This is a genomic window from Streptomyces sp. MA5143a, assembly GCF_900290235.1.
In the GTDB taxonomy this organism is placed as follows: Bacteria; Actinomycetota; Actinomycetes; order Streptomycetales; family Streptomycetaceae; genus Streptomyces.
In genome coordinates this window covers 24,848-42,964 of sequence record NZ_OLMK01000028.1, presented here as the reverse complement: position 1 = coordinate 42,964, position 18,117 = coordinate 24,848, and the positions used below count along the sequence as shown (strand labels likewise).

The 18,117-nt window shown below is 71.1% G+C and carries 18 protein-coding genes and 1 riboswitch; of the genes, 11 read left to right on the top strand and 7 right to left on the bottom strand.

Annotated features, from left to right (window positions below):
* Window positions 1–183: 183 nt before the first annotated feature.
* Together sigR and rsrA are read left to right on the top strand one after the other, a co-directional pair.
* Window positions 184–855, top strand: coding sequence for an RNA polymerase sigma factor SigR (gene sigR, locus SMA5143A_RS13825; RefSeq protein ID WP_055523577.1), 672 nt, complete (start codon window positions 184–186; stop codon window positions 853–855).
* On the top strand, window positions 852–1,163 hold the full coding sequence (gene rsrA / locus SMA5143A_RS13820; protein ID WP_055523575.1) for a mycothiol system anti-sigma-R factor: 312 nt from the start codon (window positions 852–854) through the stop codon (window positions 1,161–1,163). Before sigR ends, rsrA begins: the two co-directional genes overlap by 4 nt.
* Window positions 1,164–1,263: 100 nt before the next feature.
* Here the strand turns inward: rsrA and SMA5143A_RS13815 are convergent, their stop codons facing one another.
* Window positions 1,264–1,629, bottom strand: coding sequence for a hypothetical protein (locus SMA5143A_RS13815; RefSeq protein WP_107463226.1), 366 nt, complete (start codon window positions 1,627–1,629; stop codon window positions 1,264–1,266).
* Between the two features lie 154 nt (window positions 1,630–1,783).
* Between SMA5143A_RS13815 and SMA5143A_RS13810 the strand changes: the two genes are divergently transcribed.
* The 7 genes from SMA5143A_RS13810 (at window position 1,784) to def (ending at window position 8,757) form a co-directional block, all read left to right on the top strand.
* Window positions 1,784–2,158 carry a hypothetical protein gene (locus SMA5143A_RS13810; RefSeq protein ID WP_258193514.1) on the top strand — a complete coding sequence of 125 codons (375 nt, stop codon included), beginning with the start codon at window positions 1,784–1,786 and terminating at the stop codon, window positions 2,156–2,158.
* Window positions 2,155–2,997 (top strand): DUF4388 domain-containing protein, encoded by an 843-nt coding sequence (locus SMA5143A_RS13805; RefSeq protein WP_107463225.1) that lies wholly within the window; start codon window positions 2,155–2,157, stop codon window positions 2,995–2,997. Before SMA5143A_RS13810 ends, SMA5143A_RS13805 begins: the two co-directional genes overlap by 4 nt.
* Before the next feature lie 556 nt (window positions 2,998–3,553).
* Window positions 3,554–3,943, top strand: a complete 390-nt coding sequence (locus tag SMA5143A_RS13795; RefSeq protein WP_099967396.1) for a roadblock/LC7 domain-containing protein — start codon at window positions 3,554–3,556, stop codon at window positions 3,941–3,943.
* A gap of 185 nt (window positions 3,944–4,128) precedes the next feature.
* Complete coding sequence (locus tag SMA5143A_RS13790) at window positions 4,129–5,439, top strand: HD-GYP domain-containing protein (protein ID WP_107463223.1); 1,311 nt, start codon at window positions 4,129–4,131, stop codon at window positions 5,437–5,439.
* Between the two features lie 141 nt (window positions 5,440–5,580).
* Window positions 5,581–6,837, top strand: coding sequence for an HD-GYP domain-containing protein (locus SMA5143A_RS13785; protein WP_107463222.1), 1,257 nt, complete (start codon window positions 5,581–5,583; stop codon window positions 6,835–6,837).
* 126 nt (window positions 6,838–6,963) lie between these two features.
* Window positions 6,964–7,971 (top strand): tetratricopeptide repeat protein, encoded by a 1,008-nt coding sequence (locus SMA5143A_RS13780; protein ID WP_055518996.1) that lies wholly within the window; start codon window positions 6,964–6,966, stop codon window positions 7,969–7,971.
* Window positions 7,972–8,106: 135 nt separating this feature from the next.
* A complete protein-coding gene (gene def, locus SMA5143A_RS13775) occupies window positions 8,107–8,757 on the top strand; it encodes a peptide deformylase (protein WP_107463221.1) in 651 nt (216 codons plus the stop codon).
* Between the two features lie 73 nt (window positions 8,758–8,830).
* Here def and SMA5143A_RS13770 read toward each other — a convergent pair whose 3' ends face one another.
* Window positions 8,831–9,796 (bottom strand): GlxA family transcriptional regulator, encoded by a 966-nt coding sequence (locus SMA5143A_RS13770; protein ID WP_107463220.1) that lies wholly within the window; start codon window positions 9,794–9,796, stop codon window positions 8,831–8,833.
* Between the two features lie 93 nt (window positions 9,797–9,889).
* Between SMA5143A_RS13770 and SMA5143A_RS13765 the strand changes: the two genes are divergently transcribed.
* Window positions 9,890–10,105 carry a hypothetical protein gene (locus SMA5143A_RS13765; protein WP_107463358.1) on the top strand — a complete coding sequence of 72 codons (216 nt, stop codon included), beginning with the start codon at window positions 9,890–9,892 and terminating at the stop codon, window positions 10,103–10,105.
* 66 nt (window positions 10,106–10,171) lie between these two features.
* Window positions 10,172–10,972 carry a hypothetical protein gene (locus SMA5143A_RS13760; protein WP_107463219.1) on the top strand — a complete coding sequence of 267 codons (801 nt, stop codon included), beginning with the start codon at window positions 10,172–10,174 and terminating at the stop codon, window positions 10,970–10,972.
* 59 nt (window positions 10,973–11,031) lie between these two features.
* Here the strand turns inward: SMA5143A_RS13760 and SMA5143A_RS13755 are convergent, their stop codons facing one another.
* The 5 genes from SMA5143A_RS13755 to SMA5143A_RS13735 form a co-directional block, all read right to left on the bottom strand.
* Window positions 11,032–12,042, bottom strand: coding sequence for a ribonucleotide-diphosphate reductase subunit beta (locus SMA5143A_RS13755; RefSeq protein WP_107463218.1), 1,011 nt, complete (start codon window positions 12,040–12,042; stop codon window positions 11,032–11,034).
* Window positions 12,042–14,474 carry a ribonucleoside-diphosphate reductase subunit alpha gene (locus SMA5143A_RS13750; RefSeq protein ID WP_107463217.1) on the bottom strand — a complete coding sequence of 811 codons (2,433 nt, stop codon included), beginning with the start codon at window positions 14,472–14,474 and terminating at the stop codon, window positions 12,042–12,044. The genes SMA5143A_RS13755 and SMA5143A_RS13750 overlap by 1 nt, the downstream gene beginning before the upstream one ends.
* Before the next feature lie 125 nt (window positions 14,475–14,599).
* Window positions 14,600–14,723, bottom strand: a riboswitch (cobalamin riboswitch).
* Between the two features lie 164 nt (window positions 14,724–14,887).
* On the bottom strand, window positions 14,888–15,877 hold the full coding sequence (locus tag SMA5143A_RS13745; protein ID WP_107463216.1) for a nucleoside hydrolase: 990 nt from the start codon (window positions 15,875–15,877) through the stop codon (window positions 14,888–14,890).
* A 248-nt stretch (window positions 15,878–16,125) separates the two neighbouring features.
* Entirely contained in the window at window positions 16,126–17,754 is a 1,629-nt protein-coding gene (gene mctP / locus SMA5143A_RS13740) for a monocarboxylate uptake permease MctP (protein ID WP_055713096.1), read from the bottom strand.
* Complete coding sequence (locus SMA5143A_RS13735; RefSeq protein ID WP_107463215.1) at window positions 17,751–18,032, bottom strand: DUF3311 domain-containing protein; 282 nt, start codon at window positions 18,030–18,032, stop codon at window positions 17,751–17,753. Before SMA5143A_RS13735 ends, mctP begins: the two co-directional genes overlap by 4 nt.
* Window positions 18,033–18,117: the final 85 nt, after the last annotated feature.

Below are 18,117 nucleotides of genomic sequence, written 5' to 3'. Positions count from 1 at the left end.
GGAGAGGAAGTCCGCCGCATGGGTTCGACCATCTGCCCGACCCGCAGCAGCCGCGCTGACCTGGACTGGACGGTGCTGCACGCGGCGAAGAGCGCCCCTATTCGGGCGGCGGCGGGTGCGGATCGTCGTCTATCCTCCGAATCTGGTGGTACCGGTTTCGGTGCCGCACAGACACTGGAGGAGGTGGGTCCGGTCACTGGGACCGACGCAGGGACCGAACGGGGCCAGGCGGAGCAGCCCGAGGGCACGGAGACCGCCGCGGACCGCAACGCTCGTTTCGAGCGGGACGCGCTGGAGTTCCTCGACCAGATGTACTCGGCCGCGCTGCGCATGACGCGCAACCCCGCCGACGCCGAGGACCTGGTGCAGGAGACGTATGCCAAGGCGTACGCGTCCTTCCACCAGTTCCGCGAGGGCACCAACCTGAAGGCCTGGCTGTACCGCATCCTCACGAACACCTTCATCAACTCGTACCGCAAGAAGCAGCGCGAGCCCCAGCGCAGTGCGGCCGAAGAGATCGAGGACTGGCAGCTGGCGCGCGCCGAGTCGCACATGTCGACGGGTCTGCGCTCGGCCGAGTCGCAGGCGCTCGATCACCTGCCCGACTCGGACGTGAAGGAAGCGCTGCAGGCGATCCCCGAGGAATTCCGCATCGCCGTCTACCTCGCCGATGTCGAGGGCTTTGCGTACAAGGAGATCGCCGACATCATGGGGACACCCATCGGTACGGTGATGTCCCGGCTGCACCGGGGCCGCCGTCAACTGCGCGGCATGCTCGAGGACTACGCCCGTGACCGCGGGTTGGTCCCGGCCGGCGCCGGAGAGTCGAACGAAGCGAAAGGCTCGGGCTCATGAGCTGCGGAGAGCCGCACGAGACGGATTGCAGCGAGATCCTCGATCATCTCTACGAGTTCCTCGACCGTGAGATGCCCGACGCCGACTGCACCAAGTTCGAGCACCACTTCGAGGAGTGCTCGCCGTGCCTGGAGAAGTACGGTCTCGAACAGGCCGTCAAGAAGCTGGTCAAGCGGTGCTGCGGGCAGGACGACGTGCCGACCGACCTGCGGGCCAAGGTCATGGGGCGGATCGATCTGATCCGCTCCGGGCAGGCGGTCCCCGAGCACGAGGTGACGGCCTCGCCGGCGACACCGCAGGAGACCTGAGCACCCGCCCACCAGCGGTATGCCTGTACTGAGCCCGTTCCGGGCACGGCCGTCCGGCCGCCCTCGGAACGGGCTCAGTCGTGTCCGGTGCCGGAGGGGATCAGACCTCCAGGCCGGTCTCCACGCGCTTCAGGCTGTGGCGGGCCAGGGCCAGATTGCCGCGGGAGCGGTCGAGCGCCAGGTAGAGGAAGAGCGAGCCCTTGCTGCTGCTCAGCGGGCGGATCAGGTGGTACTGCGCGCCCAGCGTGATCAGGATGTCCTCGATCACGTCGTTCATGTCGAGCGAGGCCAGGGTGCGCATCTTGGAGCGCACGACCTCGGTGTTCCCGGCGGCCGCCAGTTCGAGGTCGAGGTGTTGTCCGCCGCCGAGGGTGCCGAGCGACATACCGCTCTCGTAGTCGACCAGCGCCACGCCGATCGCACCGTCGACCGTCATGGCTTCCTTGAGCGCGGTCTCGATGTTCATCTTGCTGCCCCAATTCCTCAGTGCTGCTGACCGGTCACTGTCCGGCCATCTACGATCGAACGCGAGCGATCCTTGGGTCGCAAACGTCAACTTTTTTGCGTGTTACGGAAGTTGATGCTCAAAGTACTGTGCGGCGCGTGAACGTGGAGGGCGAATGGGGGAAAGGGCGACCGCCCTCCAGGATTCCCTGGACCGGCTTCTCGACTCTCCGGGCGTCACCGGCGTCGCCCTGATCGACGCCGTCACCGGACTCACCTACGCAACCGCGGGCGACGCCGCCCTGGCCGGGACGGGGACGGAGATCTCCGACCTCGCCGCCCTCATCTCCGAGCGGCTCGGCGAGGCGGGGGCCGTGGGGGAGCTGGAGAGCGTGGTCATGACCAGCAGGAGACGCCATCAGGTGCTGCTCTCCGTGCCCCGGTCGGCCGGCGATCCGCTGCTGCTCGCGGCCGGCCTCGACCGGGACCGGGCCAATATGGCCCTGGCGCTGCGCAGCCTCGGTGACCGGGCCCGAGAGGTGCTGGCGTGAAGACACCCTCGGCACGCAATGTGCCGGCTCTGCTCCAGGCACTGCACCAGGAGGGCTTCACCGGTACGGTACGGGTCTCCGGCGCCCCTGGTGGCACGATTCATCTCCGTGACGGCCGGGTCGGCGCGATCGAAACACCGGGCGCGCCGACCGCGACGTCCACACTGCTCGCCTCCGGCCGGATCGACGACGACGCCTGGCTCGCCGCGTGCGCGGCCGAGCCCGACGCGGACCTGCTGGGCCGCCACCTGGAGGCCGCGGGTCTGATCGGTGCCGCCGAACTGGAGGTCGTCTGCGCGGCGGCCGTCTACGACGGGGCGTTCGCCATGGCGCTGAGCCCGCCGGGGGACTGGGAACTGACCGACCGTGAGCCCACCCTCCTGGCCCGGCCCGGAGTCGAACCCCGCCCGCTGGCCGAGGAGACGACTCGCCGTATCGCGCTGCTGTCCCGGCTCCGCGGACCCGCGGGCGATCTGGCCCGGGGCCGGCCCGCCCCGGTCGTCGACCACGCGCACCCCGCTTCCGGCGGCGGACTGACGCCACGTCATCGCGAACTCCTCAAGAGCGCCAACGGGCGTCGCACCCCGCGCGACATCGCCTTCGCCCGTGGGCGCGGACTCTACGCGGTGATGCTGGACCTGATCCGGCTGGAGGCGCTCGGCGCCGTCCACTGGGAGACCATGACCGTGCCCGAGGGGCGGCCCAGCACCGCACCCCGGGTGCCCCAGCGGGCCGCGACCTGGGCCGACGAACCGTCACCGAGGGCCGGTCCTCTGCCCAGACGCAGGCCGGGCGGGGGCTTTCCCGCCGGCGACTTCGGCGCGAAGGACGGGGAGTGAGCGCAGACCAGGACCCGGCCCGCAAGCGCCGCCGACGCACCAAGGCCGCCCGCCTCCGGCGGAGACAGGCCCCCAGAACCCCGCCGGGCCCCGACCACCCGGCCTCCACCACCCGTCCCGCGACTGCCTCCGAGACCGCGTCCAGCCAGGGCGCGTCCAGCCAGGCCACGTCCACCGAGCCCGATCCCGCCGCCCAACCGCCTTCCTCCGCTCACCCCGGCCCCAGCACCCCCACGCAGTCTTCGGCCGCAACGAGGGGCGCACCTGGGGAACCGCCCCCGTTACCCGTGCGCGGAGCCGCGCGCGGCACAGGGTCCGTGCCCGGGGCCGCCGCCGGGGGCGACGCGTCGGAGGCCCCCGTCGCACCGCCGCCCTTACCTCCCCTGTCCCTGCTGTCGCCCGAGGAACTCCTCGCCGACCAGCCTTCCCTCGACATGCTGCGGCGCGTCCGCCGCGGGCTTCGGGCTCTCCCCGAGTCGGACCGGAACCCGTCCGACTGAGCCCCTACGGACCCCCACTCCCCACCGCAGACATCCGGACCAAGGAGCACGTCCCCATGACCGCACACGCCTCGACCGAAACGCTCACCGGCATCCTGACCTCGCTGCGTGACCGGGTCCTGGGCGTCTCCGAGAGCGTCCTGTCCACCGTGGACGGGCTCCTCGTCGTCGCCGACGTCGACAAGGTGCACCCCGAGTCCGTCGCCGCGCTGGCCGCCGCGACGCTCGGTGTCAGCCGCCGCATGGCCGACCAGTCCGGCTCCGGCGCGCTCCGCGAGGTGGTCGTCCGCTGCGGAGCGGGCCACGTCATCGTCGTGGCCGTCGGCGAACGGACCCTGCTGACCGTCATGGGCGACGACGGCCTCGACATCGCCGCGTTCCAACGCGAGTCCCCGGCGACCGTGGAACAACTCACCAAGGCCCTCGCGGCGGACGTGGCGGGGTGAGACGGGCCGACGTGGCCGGTTGTACGCGCCTCCCCTCACACCCTCGCCCCCTCCCCGCCCTCCAGGCACCCATTTCACCCGAATGAGTTAATCCAGCCATCGCGGCTCAGGGGATTCACCCGTAGGCACTCCCACCCGGCCCGTGCCGCCCTACGCTCCGGAAGCTGAATCTCGGGAGGGGCGCCATGAGGTCGGTTCCGGCATGGGCACGGGCGTACGTCGCCTGCACCGTGCTCGCGGCCCTCGGCTGTCTCACCGGCCTTCCGGGCCCGCGGGCCCCCTGGTGGGCGGCGGCCCTGCTCGCCGCGCTGTACGCCGGGTGCGAGCAGATCACCCGGTGCCGTTTCGTCGGCCACCTCGCTCCCCGGGGCATGGGCACCTTCTTCCCGGTTCTTCTCGCCGGCGCCTTCCTGCTGCCGCCCCCCGTCGCCGCGCTGGTCGCGGTGCCGGGCGCGCTGATGTCCCGCGTCGACCAGCGGCCGCGCGGACTGCGGCGGGTCTGGCGTGCGGCACAACTGGTCCTCGCGGTCCGGGCCGCGTCCTGGACGCACGGGGCGCTCGGCGGCCGGGACGCGGTCGCCGGCCCCGACTTCCCCTACGCGCTGCTGCCCGCCGGGGCCGCGGCGCTGGCGTTCTGCGCCGTGCTCACCCTCCTCGACGGCGGCATCCTGGCGCTCGCCGAGCGGGTGCCGTGGCGCACCGCCTGGCGGGGGCTCCTCCTTCGGGCGTCGGCGCCGGTCGCCGCGCACGGACTCGCCGGGCTGATGATGGCCGTGCTCTGGCGCAGCCCGTACGGGCCCGTCGCCGCACTGCTGGTCCTGCTGCCGATGTACGTGTCCTGCTGGGTCTTCGCGCAGTACCACCGCGAGCGGGCGGCGCACCGGGCGACCATCCGGGCGCTCGTGCAGGCCGTCGACATCAAGGACGCCTATACGCGCGGCCACAGCGAACGGGTCGGGCACGCGTCCTTGATGATCGCCCGCGAGCTGGGCATGGACGACGAGCGCGCCGAGGTGCTGCGCTTCGCCGGGATCCTGCACGACGTGGGGAAACTGGGGGTGCCGACGCGGCTGCTGCGCAAGGACGGGCCGCTCACCCCCGAGGAGCGGCGGATCGTCGAACTGCATCCCGAGTACGGGCACGAGATGGTGCGCGGGATCTCCTTCCTCGGCGAGGCGCGGGCGGCGGTCCTGCACCACCACGAGCGGATGGACGGGAGCGGATACCCCTACGGGCTGGTCGGGAGCGAGATCCCGGAGTTCGCGCGGCTGGTGGCGGTGGCCGACGCGTTCGACGCGATGACCTCGACCCGGTCCTACCGGCGGGGCCGCCCGGTCGCCGCCGCGCTGGCGGAGCTGGAGCGCTGCGCCGGCACGCAGTTCGACCCCGTGATGGTGGGAGCGCTGGGCCGGGCACTGTCCCGCAGCGGCTGGGAGCCCCTGGTGACCACCGCCCCCCCGCGGAGACGTACCGGCGCCGGGGACACCTGCTGGTGAGCGTGGCGCGGGGGCAGCGGCTGCTCGGGGAGCGGCGGAACAGCGGGCGCACGAGCAGCGGGCGTCCGAGCGGGGAGTGGATGAGCGGGGAGTGGACGATCGGGGAGCTGTCGAGCGCGATGCCGCCGGGAGGCGGGGCCGGTGAGTTCCGCGCGGGTGCCTCCGGTTCCGCCCCTCCCCGTCCTTCTCCGCTGCCTCGCCGCCCTGCTCGTGCTCGCCGGGGTCGGGCACACCCTCCGGTACGGCCTCGACGAGCCCCTGATCGCACTCGTGTTCGGTGTGCTGGTGGGTGTGGGGGAGCTGTCCCGCTGGCGCGGGGCGGAGGGCAGGGAGCAGGCGCCGCTGGGCGCGGCCGGAGGGCTCGCGTACGCCCTGCTGGGGGAGTGCGCGGGGCGTTCGACGGCGCACGGCGTGCCGCAGGCCGTGGCCGTCGTCGCCGTAGGCGCGCTGTTCGGGTGCGCGCCCCACGCCGCGAGAGCGCGCGGGGCCACCGCCGACCACCTCACCCGGCGCGTCCTCACCGTCGCCTTCGCCGCCGTCTGCTTCCAGCCCCTGCACGACAGCGGACGGCTGCTGGGCTGGAGCGGGCACGCGCGCGTGCTGCTGCTCGTCGGGTTGCTCGTGGTGACCGCCCTGTGCGACGCCGTCCTGGCGGCTGCCCTGGCACGGGCCCGGACCCGATGGCCGTACGGGCCGCTGCTGCGGGACGAACTGCGGGGTCTCCTCGGGATCGGCTCGGCGGTGTGCGCGACCGGGGTCGTCATGGCCGTGGCGGTCGGGGTCGCCGGGCTGTGGGCGCTGCCGGTGTTCTCGCTTCCGCTGCTGCTCACCCAGGTGTCGTTCCGGCGGTACGCGGCCGTGCGGACCACGTACCGGCAGACCATCGCCTCGCTGGCCAGGGCCACGGAGATCGCCGGGTACACCCCGCCGGGCCATGCCCGCAGGGTCGCCGCCCTCAGCCGTGAGGTGGGGCGGGAGCTGGGGCTCGGCGAGCGGGAGCTGACCGTCCTGGAGTACGCGGCCCTCATGCACGACATCGGGCAGCTCAGCCTGGTCGACCCGGTGCCCGCCGGTGCCACCGCCGGCCTGCCGACGGCGGAGCAGCGCCGGATCGCGCTGCTGGGCGGCGCTGTCGTCCGGCAGACCGGGGTGGACACGGAGGTCGCCGTGGTGGTGGAGCGCCAGGCCGATCCCTACCGTGAGCAGCCGGTCGGCGCGCGGATCGTCCGGGCGGTGAACGCATACGAGGAGAAGACCCGGGAAGCAGGGCCCTCAGGGCCGCTCAGGGCACTGGAGGAACTGCGGCTCGCGACAGCACACGACTATCAGCCAGAGGTGGTCGAATCGCTTGCCAGGGTGGTCGCACGAGACGGTCTGACCTTGCGCGTGGTGGGGTAACCCATGGGTAATGAGCGGCTCTCCTTCCGTCCGTGGTTGGATGCGAGGGAGAGGGTGTACCGGGGGCGACGGCCGGCCCACTCCACGGAAACGGCAGGCGGGAACCGTAACTGGCAGGCGGGAATCGTGAGGATCTTCGGCAAGGGACGGCATCGGCCCTCCGCCTCGTGGCGGCAGGCCACCGACCGGGCGTTCACGCTCATCGGCGACGGTCGTTACGAGGACGCGGGGGCACTGCTGACCCGTGCCGCGGACCTGGAGCCGTGGCTGTCCGAGTCCTGGTTCAACCTCGCCCTGCTGCACAAGTTCCGGCACGACTGGGAGCAGGCCAGAGCGGCCGGGCTGAGGGCCGTCGCGCTGCTCGACCGGGAGACCGGGGCGCCCGACTGGTGGAACGTGGGCATCGCCGCGACCGCCCTGCAGGACTGGCCGTTGGCGCGTCGCGCCTGGCAGGCGTACGGGCTGCGGGTACCCGGCGGAGCTGCCCGGCCGAAGCCCGGGGGCGGCGTCGCGGACACCGGGGAGCCGGTCGGCATGGACCTGGGCAGTGCCGCCGTGCGGCTCTCGCCGGAGGGTGAGGCCGAGGTCGTGTGGGGGCGCAGGCTCGACCCGGCGCGCATAGAGGTGCTCTCCATTCCGCTGCCGTCGTCCGGCCGGCGCTGGGGCGAGGTCGTCCTCCACGACGGGGTCCCGCACGGTGAGCGGACCACGGCCGCCGGCCACGCGTACCCGGTGTTCGACGAGATCGAACTGTGGGCGCCGTCGCCGGTGCCGACCTGGGTGGTGCTGCTGGAGGCCGCCACGGAGTCCGACCGGGACGCACTGGAACGGCTCGCGGCCGACGCGGGCTTCGCCGCCGAGGACTGGTCGTCGTCGGTGCGGCTGCTGTGCCGGCTGTGCTCGGAGTCCCGGATGCCGTCCGACGAGGGCGACGGGGACCACATGGACCCGCACGACCACAGCGAGCCGGGGCATCCCGGGCCGCTCGGGCATGTCACGGACGGGCAGTTGTGGGTGCCCGAGCGGGAGTGCGGCATCGCCGCGCCGGCGTCGTTGGTACGGGGGCTACTCGACGGGTGGGTCGCCGACAGCCCTGACTCCAGGGACTGGCGGGATCTCGAAGAGGTCTGTTAGACGGCCGAGCGGTCGTACGCCGGGGCACGGGCCGCGCCCGGTCGGTCACGCGGTTGCCCGCGCTCCCCTTCGCCGCTGCCCGTACCCTGTATCAGCAACTCAGCCCTTGTTTTGTGAGGAAGGCGTACGTCTGTCATGGCTCAGCAGGACACCGAACAGCAGCACGTGGGCGTGCTCCCCGTCGACGACGAGGGATTCGTCGTCGACACGGAGGACTGCGAGGAGCGCGAGCAGGCGTACCGCGAGCGCGGCACCTCGCGGCCCATCACCGTCGTCGGGAACCCGGTCCTGCACAAGGAGTGCAAGGACGTCACGGAGTTCGGCGACGAACTCGCCGAGCTCGTGGACGACATGTTCGCCAGCCAGCGCACCGCCGAGGGCGTGGGCCTCGCCGCCAACCAGATCGGCGTCGACCTGAAGGTGTTCGTGTACGACTGCCCCGACGACGAGGGCAACCGCCACGTCGGTGTCGTCTGCAATCCCAAGCTCGTCGAACTGCCCGCCGACAAGCGCCGGTTGGACGACAGCAACGAGGGCTGCCTGTCGGTGCCGACCGCGTACATGCCGCTCGCCCGGCCCGACTACGCCGAGGTCACCGGCCAGGACGAGAAGGGCAACCCGATCAAGGTCCGCGGCACCGGGTACTTCGCCCGCTGCCTCCAGCACGAGACCGACCACCTGTACGGCTACCTGTACATCGACCGGCTCTCCAAGCGCGACCGCAAGGACGCGCTGCGGCAGATGGCCGAGAACGAGCCCCGCTACCCCGTCGTCGCGAACGACTGAACCACCGCACGGACACGTCCCGGGCGCGCGTCCGGGCGGCAGTAGACCGCCCGACGCGTGCCCGGCGCCGTTCTCAGGCGGCGGCCTCGGGACCCCGGAAGGTGCGGCGGTAGGCCTGGGGTGTCGTACCGAGGGCCCGGACGAACTGATGGCGCAGGGTGGCCGCCGTGCCGAAGCCGGTGCGCCAGGCGATCGTGTCCATCGTCTCGTCCGTCGCCTCCAGCAACCGCTGCGCCAGCAGCACCCGTTGACGCAGGATCCAGCGGTACGGGGTGGTCCCCGTCTCCTGCTGGAAGCGGCGGGCGAACGTCCGCGGCGACATGTGGGCGCGTGCCGCGAGCTGCTCGACGGTGACCTCCTCGTCGAGGTGGCGCTCCATCCACGCCAGCACCTCGCCGACCGTGTCGCACTGCGAGCGCGGCAGCGGCCGCTCGACGTACTGGGCCTGGCCTCCGTCCCGGTGGGGCGGCACGACCATCCGCCGGGCGATCTTGTTGGCGACCTCCGGTCCCTGCTCCTTGCGGACGATGTGCAGACAGGCGTCGATACCGGCCGCCGTGCCCGCCGAGGTGATCACGGGGTCATCGTCCACGTACAGCACGTCCGGTTCCACCATCGCGCGCGGATACTGCCGGGACAGTTCGTCGGAGTGCCGCCAGTGCACCGCGCAGCGCCGGCCGTCCAGCAGGCCGGCCGCACCGAGCACGAACACCCCCGAGCACACGCTCAGCACCCGGGCACCCCGGTCGGTGGCCCGGCGCAGCGCGTCCAGCAGGTCCGCCGGATAGATCCGCCGCACATAGCTCTCACCCGCCGGGACGACGACCAGGTCGGCCTCGTCCAGCCGGTCCAGACCGTACGACGTCGAGATCGTGAAGCCGGCGTGCGTCCGCAGGGTCGGGCCCTCCGCGGAGGCGACCGCGAAGTCGTACACGGGCAGGCCCTCGTCGCTGCGGTCCAGGCCGAAGACCTCGCAGACGACACCGAGTTCGAAGGGGTGCACGCCGTCCATGAGGACGGTCGCCACATTGGTCAGCATGCCTCCAGTGTGCCTCGGGAGTGGCAGTAATTGGAGGGCGCGCGGCAGTACTGCCACTGTTGGTAAGGAGTGTCCCGCGCGACAGTGGTGTCCATGAACACCACACAGCTGCAAGCACTCACCGGAACACTGGTCGTACTCGGCCTGCTGGCCCTGGTCGCGCTGCCCGCCCTCATCGGCGTCCTCCACGACCGCCGCGTGGACCGGCAGCTCAGGGAGGCGGCGCAGCGCCAGGCCGCCATCGACGGGTCGCGGCCCGAACGGCGTACGTCCGGCGCCGCCTCGCGCCGCTTCGCCCGCACGGTCTGATCGCATATCTGTACGACACCCTTGCTCCTCCGTGTGTAGCCTCTCCCCGACCACAAGGGGAGGATCATGAGACACGGAACGCGCCCCGCGCACGGCCGCACCCTGGCCGTCGTGGGCGGGGCGGCGGCCCTGGTGCTGCTGGCGGCGACGGGCGCCCAGGCCGAGGGGAAGGGCGACGTCCGGGTGACGAAGACGGTCGTCAACGGCGGCGACAACGTCATCGTGGGGACGTCGAAGACCATCAGGTTCCCGGTCGCCATCACCATCCGGGACAACTCCGGCGTCAAGGGACTGACCCGCGTCAGCACCTTCTACGCCTATAACGCCCTGGGCGGCGGTTTCGCCGAATGGACCGGCGCCACCTGCAAGAAGAAGTCGTCCACCACGTCGCTGTGCACAGCCGTGATGGCGATCAACCCGCGCTGGATCCCCGGCTACAGCGATGCCGACAGCAACAAGACGGCCGGGGTCTGGCAGGTCAACGCCACCGTCAAGGCCAACGACGGCGACTACTGGATCTCCGACGACATCGCCCGGTACAAGGTCAAGCGTGCCTCGAAGCTGACCACGGCCATCGCGCCCGACAAGGTCGCCAAGGGCTCGAAGGTCACCGTCACCGGCACGCTGTCCCGCGCCAACTGGGAGACCCTCAAGTACCAGGGGTTCAAGGGGCAGTCGGTCCGCCTCCAGTTCAAGAAGAACGGCGCCGCCCGCTACACCACCGTGAAGACGGTGAAGTCGGGCAGCGCCGGAAGGCTCAGCACCAGGGTGACCGTCGACGCGGCGGGCAGCTGGCGCTGGTACTTCCCCGGCCTGACGTCGACCGCGCGGGTCATCTCGGCCGGGGACACGATCACGCTCAAGTGACCCCGGCGGGCCGGGTCGAGCCGGCCCGCCACTTTCGCGGCGGAGCCGGCTCGCGGGTCCTAGAAGTCCTCGTCCAGGTCGACGGTGCCCTCCACCGCGACCTGGTACGCGGACGGACGCCGCTCGAAGAAGTTCGTCAGCTCCTGGACGCCCTGCAACTCCATGAAGGAGAAGGGGTTCTCCGAGCCGTACACCGGCGCGAAGCCGAGCCGCGTCAGCCGCTGGTCGGCGACGCACTCCAGGTACTGCCGCATGGAGTCGGTGTTCATGCCCGGCAGGCCGTCACCGCACAGGTCGCGGGCGAACTGCAGCTCGGCCTCCACGGCCTCCCGCAGCATGTCCGTCACCTGCTGCTGCAGCTCGTCGTCGAAGAGGTCCGGCTCCTCCTTGCGGACGGTGTCGACCACGTCGAACGCGAAGCTCATGTGCATCGTCTCGTCGCGGAACACCCAGTTGGTGCCCGTCGCCAGACCGTGCAGCAGGCCCCGGCTGCGGAACCAGTAGACGTAGGCGAAGGCACCGTAGAAGAACAGGCCCTCGATGCACGCGGCGAAGCAGATGAGGTTGAGGAGGAAGCGGCGACGGTCCGCCCGTGACTCCAGGCGGTCCAGCTTGTCGACGGAGTCCATCCACTTGAAGCAGAACCCGGCCTTCTCCCGGATGGACGGGATGTTCTCCACGGCCGCGAAGGCCGCCGCCCTGTCCTCCGGGTCGGGGAGGTAGGTGTCCAGCAGCGTCAGGTAGAACTGGACGTGGACGGCCTCCTCGAACAGCTGCCGCGACAGGTACAGCCGCGCCTCGGGGGAGTTGATGTGCTTGTAGAGCGTCAGCACCAGGTTGTTCGCGACGATCGAGTCGCCCGTCGCGAAGAAGGCGACCAGACGGCCGATCAGGTGCTGCTCGGCGGGGCTGAGCTTCGCGAGGTCGGCGACGTCCGAGTGGAGGTCGACCTCCTCCACGGTCCAGGTGTTCTTGATGGCGTCCCGGTAGCGCTCGTAGAAGTCCGGGTAGCGCATGGGGCGCAGAGTCAGCTCGAAGCCGGGGTCGAGAAGGTTCTGATTGCTGGGCATTACTGGCAGGCCTCGCAGGACTCGGGGTTCTCAAGGGAGCAGGCGACGGCATCGGGGTCGGCGGCCTGCTGGACAGGGATGGTCTTCTCGGGCTGGGCGGACAGCTGCGTCTGCGTCTGGCCCTGGCCCTGGGCGGCGCGGGCGATACGGGTCGCCGGGCGTGAGCGCAGGTAGTACGTCGTCTTCAGCCCCGACTTCCAGGCGTACGCGTACATCGAGGAGAGCTTGCCGATGGTCGGTGTCTCCAGGAACAGGTTCAGCGACTGGGCCTGGTCCAGGTACGGGGTGCGGGCGGCCGCCATGTCGATCAGACCGCGCTGGGGAATCTCCCAGGCGGTGCGGTACAGCGCCCGGACGTCCGCCGGGATCCACGCGAAGTCCTGCACGGAGCCGTTCGAGTCGCGCAGCGCCTCACGGGTACGGGCGTCCCAGACGCCGAGCTCCTTGAGGTCCTTCACCAGGTAGGAGTTGACCTGGAGGAACTCACCGGAGAGGGTCTCCCGCTTGAACAGGTTGGACACCTGCGGCTCGATGCACTCGTACACACCGGCGATGGAGGCGATGGTCGCCGTGGGCGCGATGGCGAGGAGCAGCGAGTTGCGCATGCCGACGGCGGCGACGCGCTCGCGCAGGGCCGCCCAGCGCTCCGGCCAGGTGAACTCCACGCCGTAGTGGTCGGGGTGCAGCACACCGCGGGCCGTCCGGGTCTTCTCCCAGGCGGGCAGCGGGCCGTTGCGCTCGGCGAGGTCGGTGGACGCCTCGTACGCGGCGAGCATGACGCGCTCGGCGATCCGGGTGGACAGGGCCTTCGCCTCGGCCGAGTCGAACGGCAGCCGCAGCTTGAAGAAGACGTCCTGCAGGCCCATCGCGCCGAGGCCCACGGGACGCCACTTGGCGTTGGACCGGCCCGCCTGCTCGGTGGGGTAGAAGTTGATGTCGACGACCCGGTCCAGGAAGGTCACGGCCGTGCGGACGGTCTCGTCCAGCCGCTGCCAGTCCAGGTCGCCGGTCGTCAGGTCGACGAAGGCGCCCAGGTTCACCGAGCCCAGGTTGCAGACCGCGGTCTCGCCGTCGTCGGTGACCTCCAGGATCTCCGTGCAGAGGTTGGAGGAGTGGACGACGTGGCCCGGCTCGGCCGTCTGGTTGGCGGTGCGGTTGGCGGCGTCCTTGAACGTCATCCAGCCGTTGCCGGTCTGCGCGAGCGTCCGCATCATACGGCCGTACAGGTCACGGGCCGGGATGGTCTTGCGCGCCAGCCCGTCCGCCTCCGCCTTGCGGTACGCGGCGTCGAACTCCGCGCCCCACAGGTCGACCAGCTCGGGCACGTCCGCCGGGGAGAACAGCGACCACTGCTCGTCCCCGTTGACCCGGCGCATGAACTCGTCCGGGATCCAGTGCGCCAGGTTCAGGTTGTGCGTACGGCGGGCGTCCTCACCGGTGTTGTCGCGCAGCTCCAGGAACTCCTCGATGTCGGAGTGCCAGGTCTCCAAGTACACCGCGGCCGCGCCCTTGCGCCGGCCGCCCTGGTTCACGGCGGCGACCGAGGCGTCCAGCGTCTTCAGGAACGGCACGATGCCGTTGGAGTGCCCGTTGGTGCCGCGGATCAGCGAACCGCGCGAACGGACGCGGGAGTACGACAGCCCGATGCCGCCGGCGTGCTTCGAGAGTCGGGCCACCTGGTGGTAGCGGTCGTAGATGGAGTCCAGCTCGTCCAGCGGTGAGTCGAGGAGATAGCAGGACGACATCTGGGGGTGCCGCGTACCGGAGTTGAAGAGGGTGGGGGAGGAGGGCAGGTAGTCGAGGCGGCTCATGAGCCGGTACAGAGCGGCGACCTCGTCCACGGACCGCGCCGTGTCGTCCTCGGCGAGACCGCCGGCCACGCGCAGCATGAAGTGCTGCGGCGTCTCCACGACCTTGCGGGTGATCGGGTGCCTGAGGAGGTAGCGGCTGTGGAGCGTGCGCAGCCCGAAGTAACCGAACCGGTCGTCGGCGGCCGGGTCGACGAGCGCGTCGAGCCGCTCGGCGTGCAGGCGCGTGAACTCCGCCGTGCGGTCGGCGACGAGCCCTTCCCGGTGGCCCACGGCGACGGACTCCGTGAACGTCGTGACGCCCTGGGAGGCGGCCTCGGCGCGGATGGAGATCGTCAGCAGGCGGGCGGCCAGCTTCGAGTAGGCGGGGTCCTCGGAGATGAGGCCGGCGGCCGCCTCCGTGGCCAGCTCGCGCAGCTCCGTCTCGTCCGCCCGAGCGGACCGGCCGCGCAGTGCTGCGGCGGCGACCCGGCCGGGGTCGGCGTCGGGCAGGTCGGCGGTCAGCTCGGTCAGGGTCCGCAGCAACGCGGCACCGGGACCGTCGGTCTCCGTCGCCGGGGTGGCGGAAGCCGGTCCGGCGGGGGCCGGGGTGGCTGAAACCGGGTCGGCTGGCGCGATGGTCACGTGGGGGCTCTCCCTCGCTCGGCACGGGGCCTTGAGGAGGGCAGGCAGCAGCACACGAGCGCACGGGGGCGTCGCGTCCACCGGCCCACTCCACGAGGCCCGGACGTCAGGGCACCCGGACCGGACGGCCGGGCGCACTGTCGGCAGGTCCTCGGACTGGACTCGCGTGCGAAAACACGCAAGTACACCGTTGCGGGACAGTTCCGGATTCGCACCGGATTCCCCTGCGGCGACAGCGAGCATGAGCATACATCTTGTGTTGGGTCGCCGGTCCACCCCCAGATGTTGTGTCGCGGTGACTTCGGAGCGTGTCATGGCGTCAACTCATGGGTGAGCGGCGTCAGGTCAGGGAGGTGCGGGACGGGGCGCCCGTCGCGTGCCGGCGTTCGAACAGGCAGCCGGTGGTGGGTCGGTCAGGGGAGTGCCGGCCAGTGCGGCAGCGTCGTCACGAAGTGCTCGCTGAAGTCGCGGGGGCCGGGGCCGAGGGCGACACGGCCGGTGACGCGGAGGCGGGCCGTCAGGGAGGGGGACTCGGAGTAGTAGATCCGCCGGGCGTCGGCCGGCACGAACACGGTCTGGCCGCGCGTGAGTTCGCTCGCGCACTCCACGATCACGGCCCCCTCGGCCGCCGTCACGAACGCCTCGTCCCCGCACACCCCCACCGCCAGCGGGTCGTGCAGCGGACACGTGCCGTCGCCGCCGTGGCGGGTGTAGGCCCGCACGTACGTCCGCATCAGCCGCGCGGCGAGCGCCGTGCCCGGGCCCGCCGCCTCCAGCGCCGCGAGGTCCGCGGGGCGGAACAGCCACCGGTGGGAGGCGTCCAGGTCGACCATCGTGAACGGGATGCCGGAGGCGAGCACGACCTCGGCGGCGTCCGGGTCGGACCAGATGTTGAACTCGGCGACCGGGGTGAAGTTCCCCGGCACCTGCGCGGCGCCGCCCATGAACACGAACTTCGCGACACGACGGGCGAAACCGGGATCCTCCAGCAGGGCGATCGCGACGTTCGTGAGCGGGCCGGTGGCGCACACCGTCAGCTCGCCCTCGTGCTCGCGGGACAGGCGCAGCAGGGCCTGCGCGGAGGACTCCGTGGGGTGCGGGGCGGTGGAGTCGGGCAGGGACTCCTCGCCGAGGCCGGCCCGGCCGTGGAAGGCGGATGCCTCGCGGTAGGGGAGGCGGGACAGGGGGCGGCCCGCGCCCCGGTGGACGGGGACATCGGTGTCGATGCGGAGGGCTCGGGCCAGGGCGCGGGCGTTGCGGTAGGTGGCGTCGGCGGGGAGGTTCCCGCCCACCGAGGTGTAGGCCTTGAGGTCCCAGAGGCCTGTGCCGAGGAGGTACTGAAGGGCTACGGCGTCGTCGATACCGGGGTCGCTGTCCAGGACGATCGGTGTGGGGACGGTCACGGGGTCAGGGTAGCCGGGGGCGCGCCTGCTGCCGTTGCCCTTCTGCCATCGGGGGCTGTGCCCCTTCGGACCCCTTGGGCGCCTATGAACGCGGGCGGTTCGCTTTGTCGGCGGGTGCGGGGTTCGTCGTGGTTGCTCGCGCAGTTCCCCGCGCCCCTTTTGGGCCTTCGGCCCATCGAGGGGCCTTCGGCCCGGCGGAAAGGGCCCGCCCCTTCCGCCGGGGGCGCGGGGAACCGCGTGTCAGGGGATCAGTGGCTCGAACCCGCCGTCGCCGGAGGCAGTTCCACCTGGACTCCCGCGTCGCCCGCGTCGGCCGTGTAGTCGCTCGGTTTGGTCTCGTCGATGCCGTCGGGGGCCTTGGCCGCCCGGAGGACGAAGGTGAGGACCACGGTGACGGCGACGTTGAGGACGAACGCCGTGAGACCGATGTAGCCGATCTCGCCGATGCCGGGGATCTCCGCGGAGGAACCGCCGAAGTGCTTCTGGGTCGGCGAGGAGACGTTCCACGCGGCGACCGTCCCGTAGATCATGCCGACCGCCCAGCCGGCGAGCAGGGCCCAGCGGTGGCACCAGCGGGTGAAGAGGCCGCCGACCAGGGCCGGGAAGGTCTGGAGGATCCAGATGCCGCCGAGGAGCTGGAAGTTGATGGCGACCGTCTTGTCCATCGTCAGGACGAAGACCAGCGCGCCGACCTTCACCAGCAGCGACACCAGCTTGGAGACCTTGGTCTCCTGCGCGGGCGTGGCGTCCGGCTTGATGAAGTCCTTGTAGATGTTGCGGGTGAAAAGGTTCGCCGCGGCGATGGACATGATCGCCGCCGGCACCAGCGCGCCGATGCCGATCGCCGCGAAGGCCACGCCCGCGAACCAGTCCGGGAACATGGTCTCGAACAGCTGCGGGATCGCCAGCTGGCCGTTCTGCACCTTGACTCCGGCCGCGATCGCCATGAAGCCCAGCAGCGCCAGCAGGCCCAGCATCAGCGAGTACAGCGGCAGGATCGTGGTGTTGCGGCGGATCACCTCGCGGCTCTTGGAGGACAGCGTCGCGGTGATCGAGTGCGGGTACATGAAGAGCGCGAGCGCCGAGCCGAGGGCCAGGGTCGCGTACGTCCACTGGTTGGCGTCGCCCGGGACCAGGGCCCCGCGCGGCGCGCCCGTCGCCGGGTTGGTCTGGCCGTACGCCTCGCTCGCCTTGGCGAAGATGTCGTCGAAGCCGCCGAGCTTGATCGGGATGTAGATGATCGCCACCGCGATGACGATGTAGATCAGCGTGTCCTTCACGAACGCGATCAGCGCGGGGGCGCGGAGGCCGGAGGAGTAGGTGTACGCGGCCAGGACTCCGAAGGCGATCAGCAGCGGCAGGTCCTTGATGAACCAGTTGGTGTTCTCGCCGCCGCCGACGCCCATCACGTCCAGCACGGCCTGGATGCCGACGAGCTGGAGGGCGATGTAGGGCATCGTTGCCAGAATGCCGGTCAGCGCCACCGCGAGCGACAGGCCCTTCGAGCCGAAGCGGCCCCGGACGAAGTCCGACGTGGTCACGTACCCGTGCCGGTGCGACACCGACCACAGGCGGGGCAGGAACGTGAAGATGAGCGGGTACACCAGGATCGTGTAGGGCACGGCGAAGAAGCCGGCCGCGCCCGCCGCGTAGATCGCCGCCGGTACGGCGACGAAGGTGTACGCCGTGTAGAGGTCGCCGCCGAGCAGGAACCAGGTGATCCAGGTGCCGAACGACCGTCCGCCCAGGCCCCATTCGTCGAGGCTGTGTTCGTTCTCGGCCTTGCGCCAGCGGGCGGCCATGAAGCCCATCACCGTGACGGCCAGGAAGAAGAAGATGAAGACGGCGAGTGCCACGCCGTTCACGCCGTCCTTCACCGCGCGACACCCCCGTCCTCGGACCGCGCGGACCTGCGGGCTCGCTGGTCACGCTGCCACAGCACATAGGCGGCGGCCGTGAGCGCGGTGGAGATCAGCACCCAGGCCATCTGGTACCAGTAGAAGAACGGGATGCCGATGAACGCGGGGTCCGTCTTGGCGTACGAACCGACCCAGAGCATCGCCACGAACGGCGCGAACAGGAACAGGGCGATGACCACTCTGACAGGTGTCACCGCCGGTGTCTCCGGTGATTTCACGTCGGGCGCATTGGACATACCAGGGCTCCGTCCCCTCACTGATCACCTGAGTAATGCGCAGGAAATCTAAGGGACTGCTCCGCCGCGCGTAACCCCTGTTCGC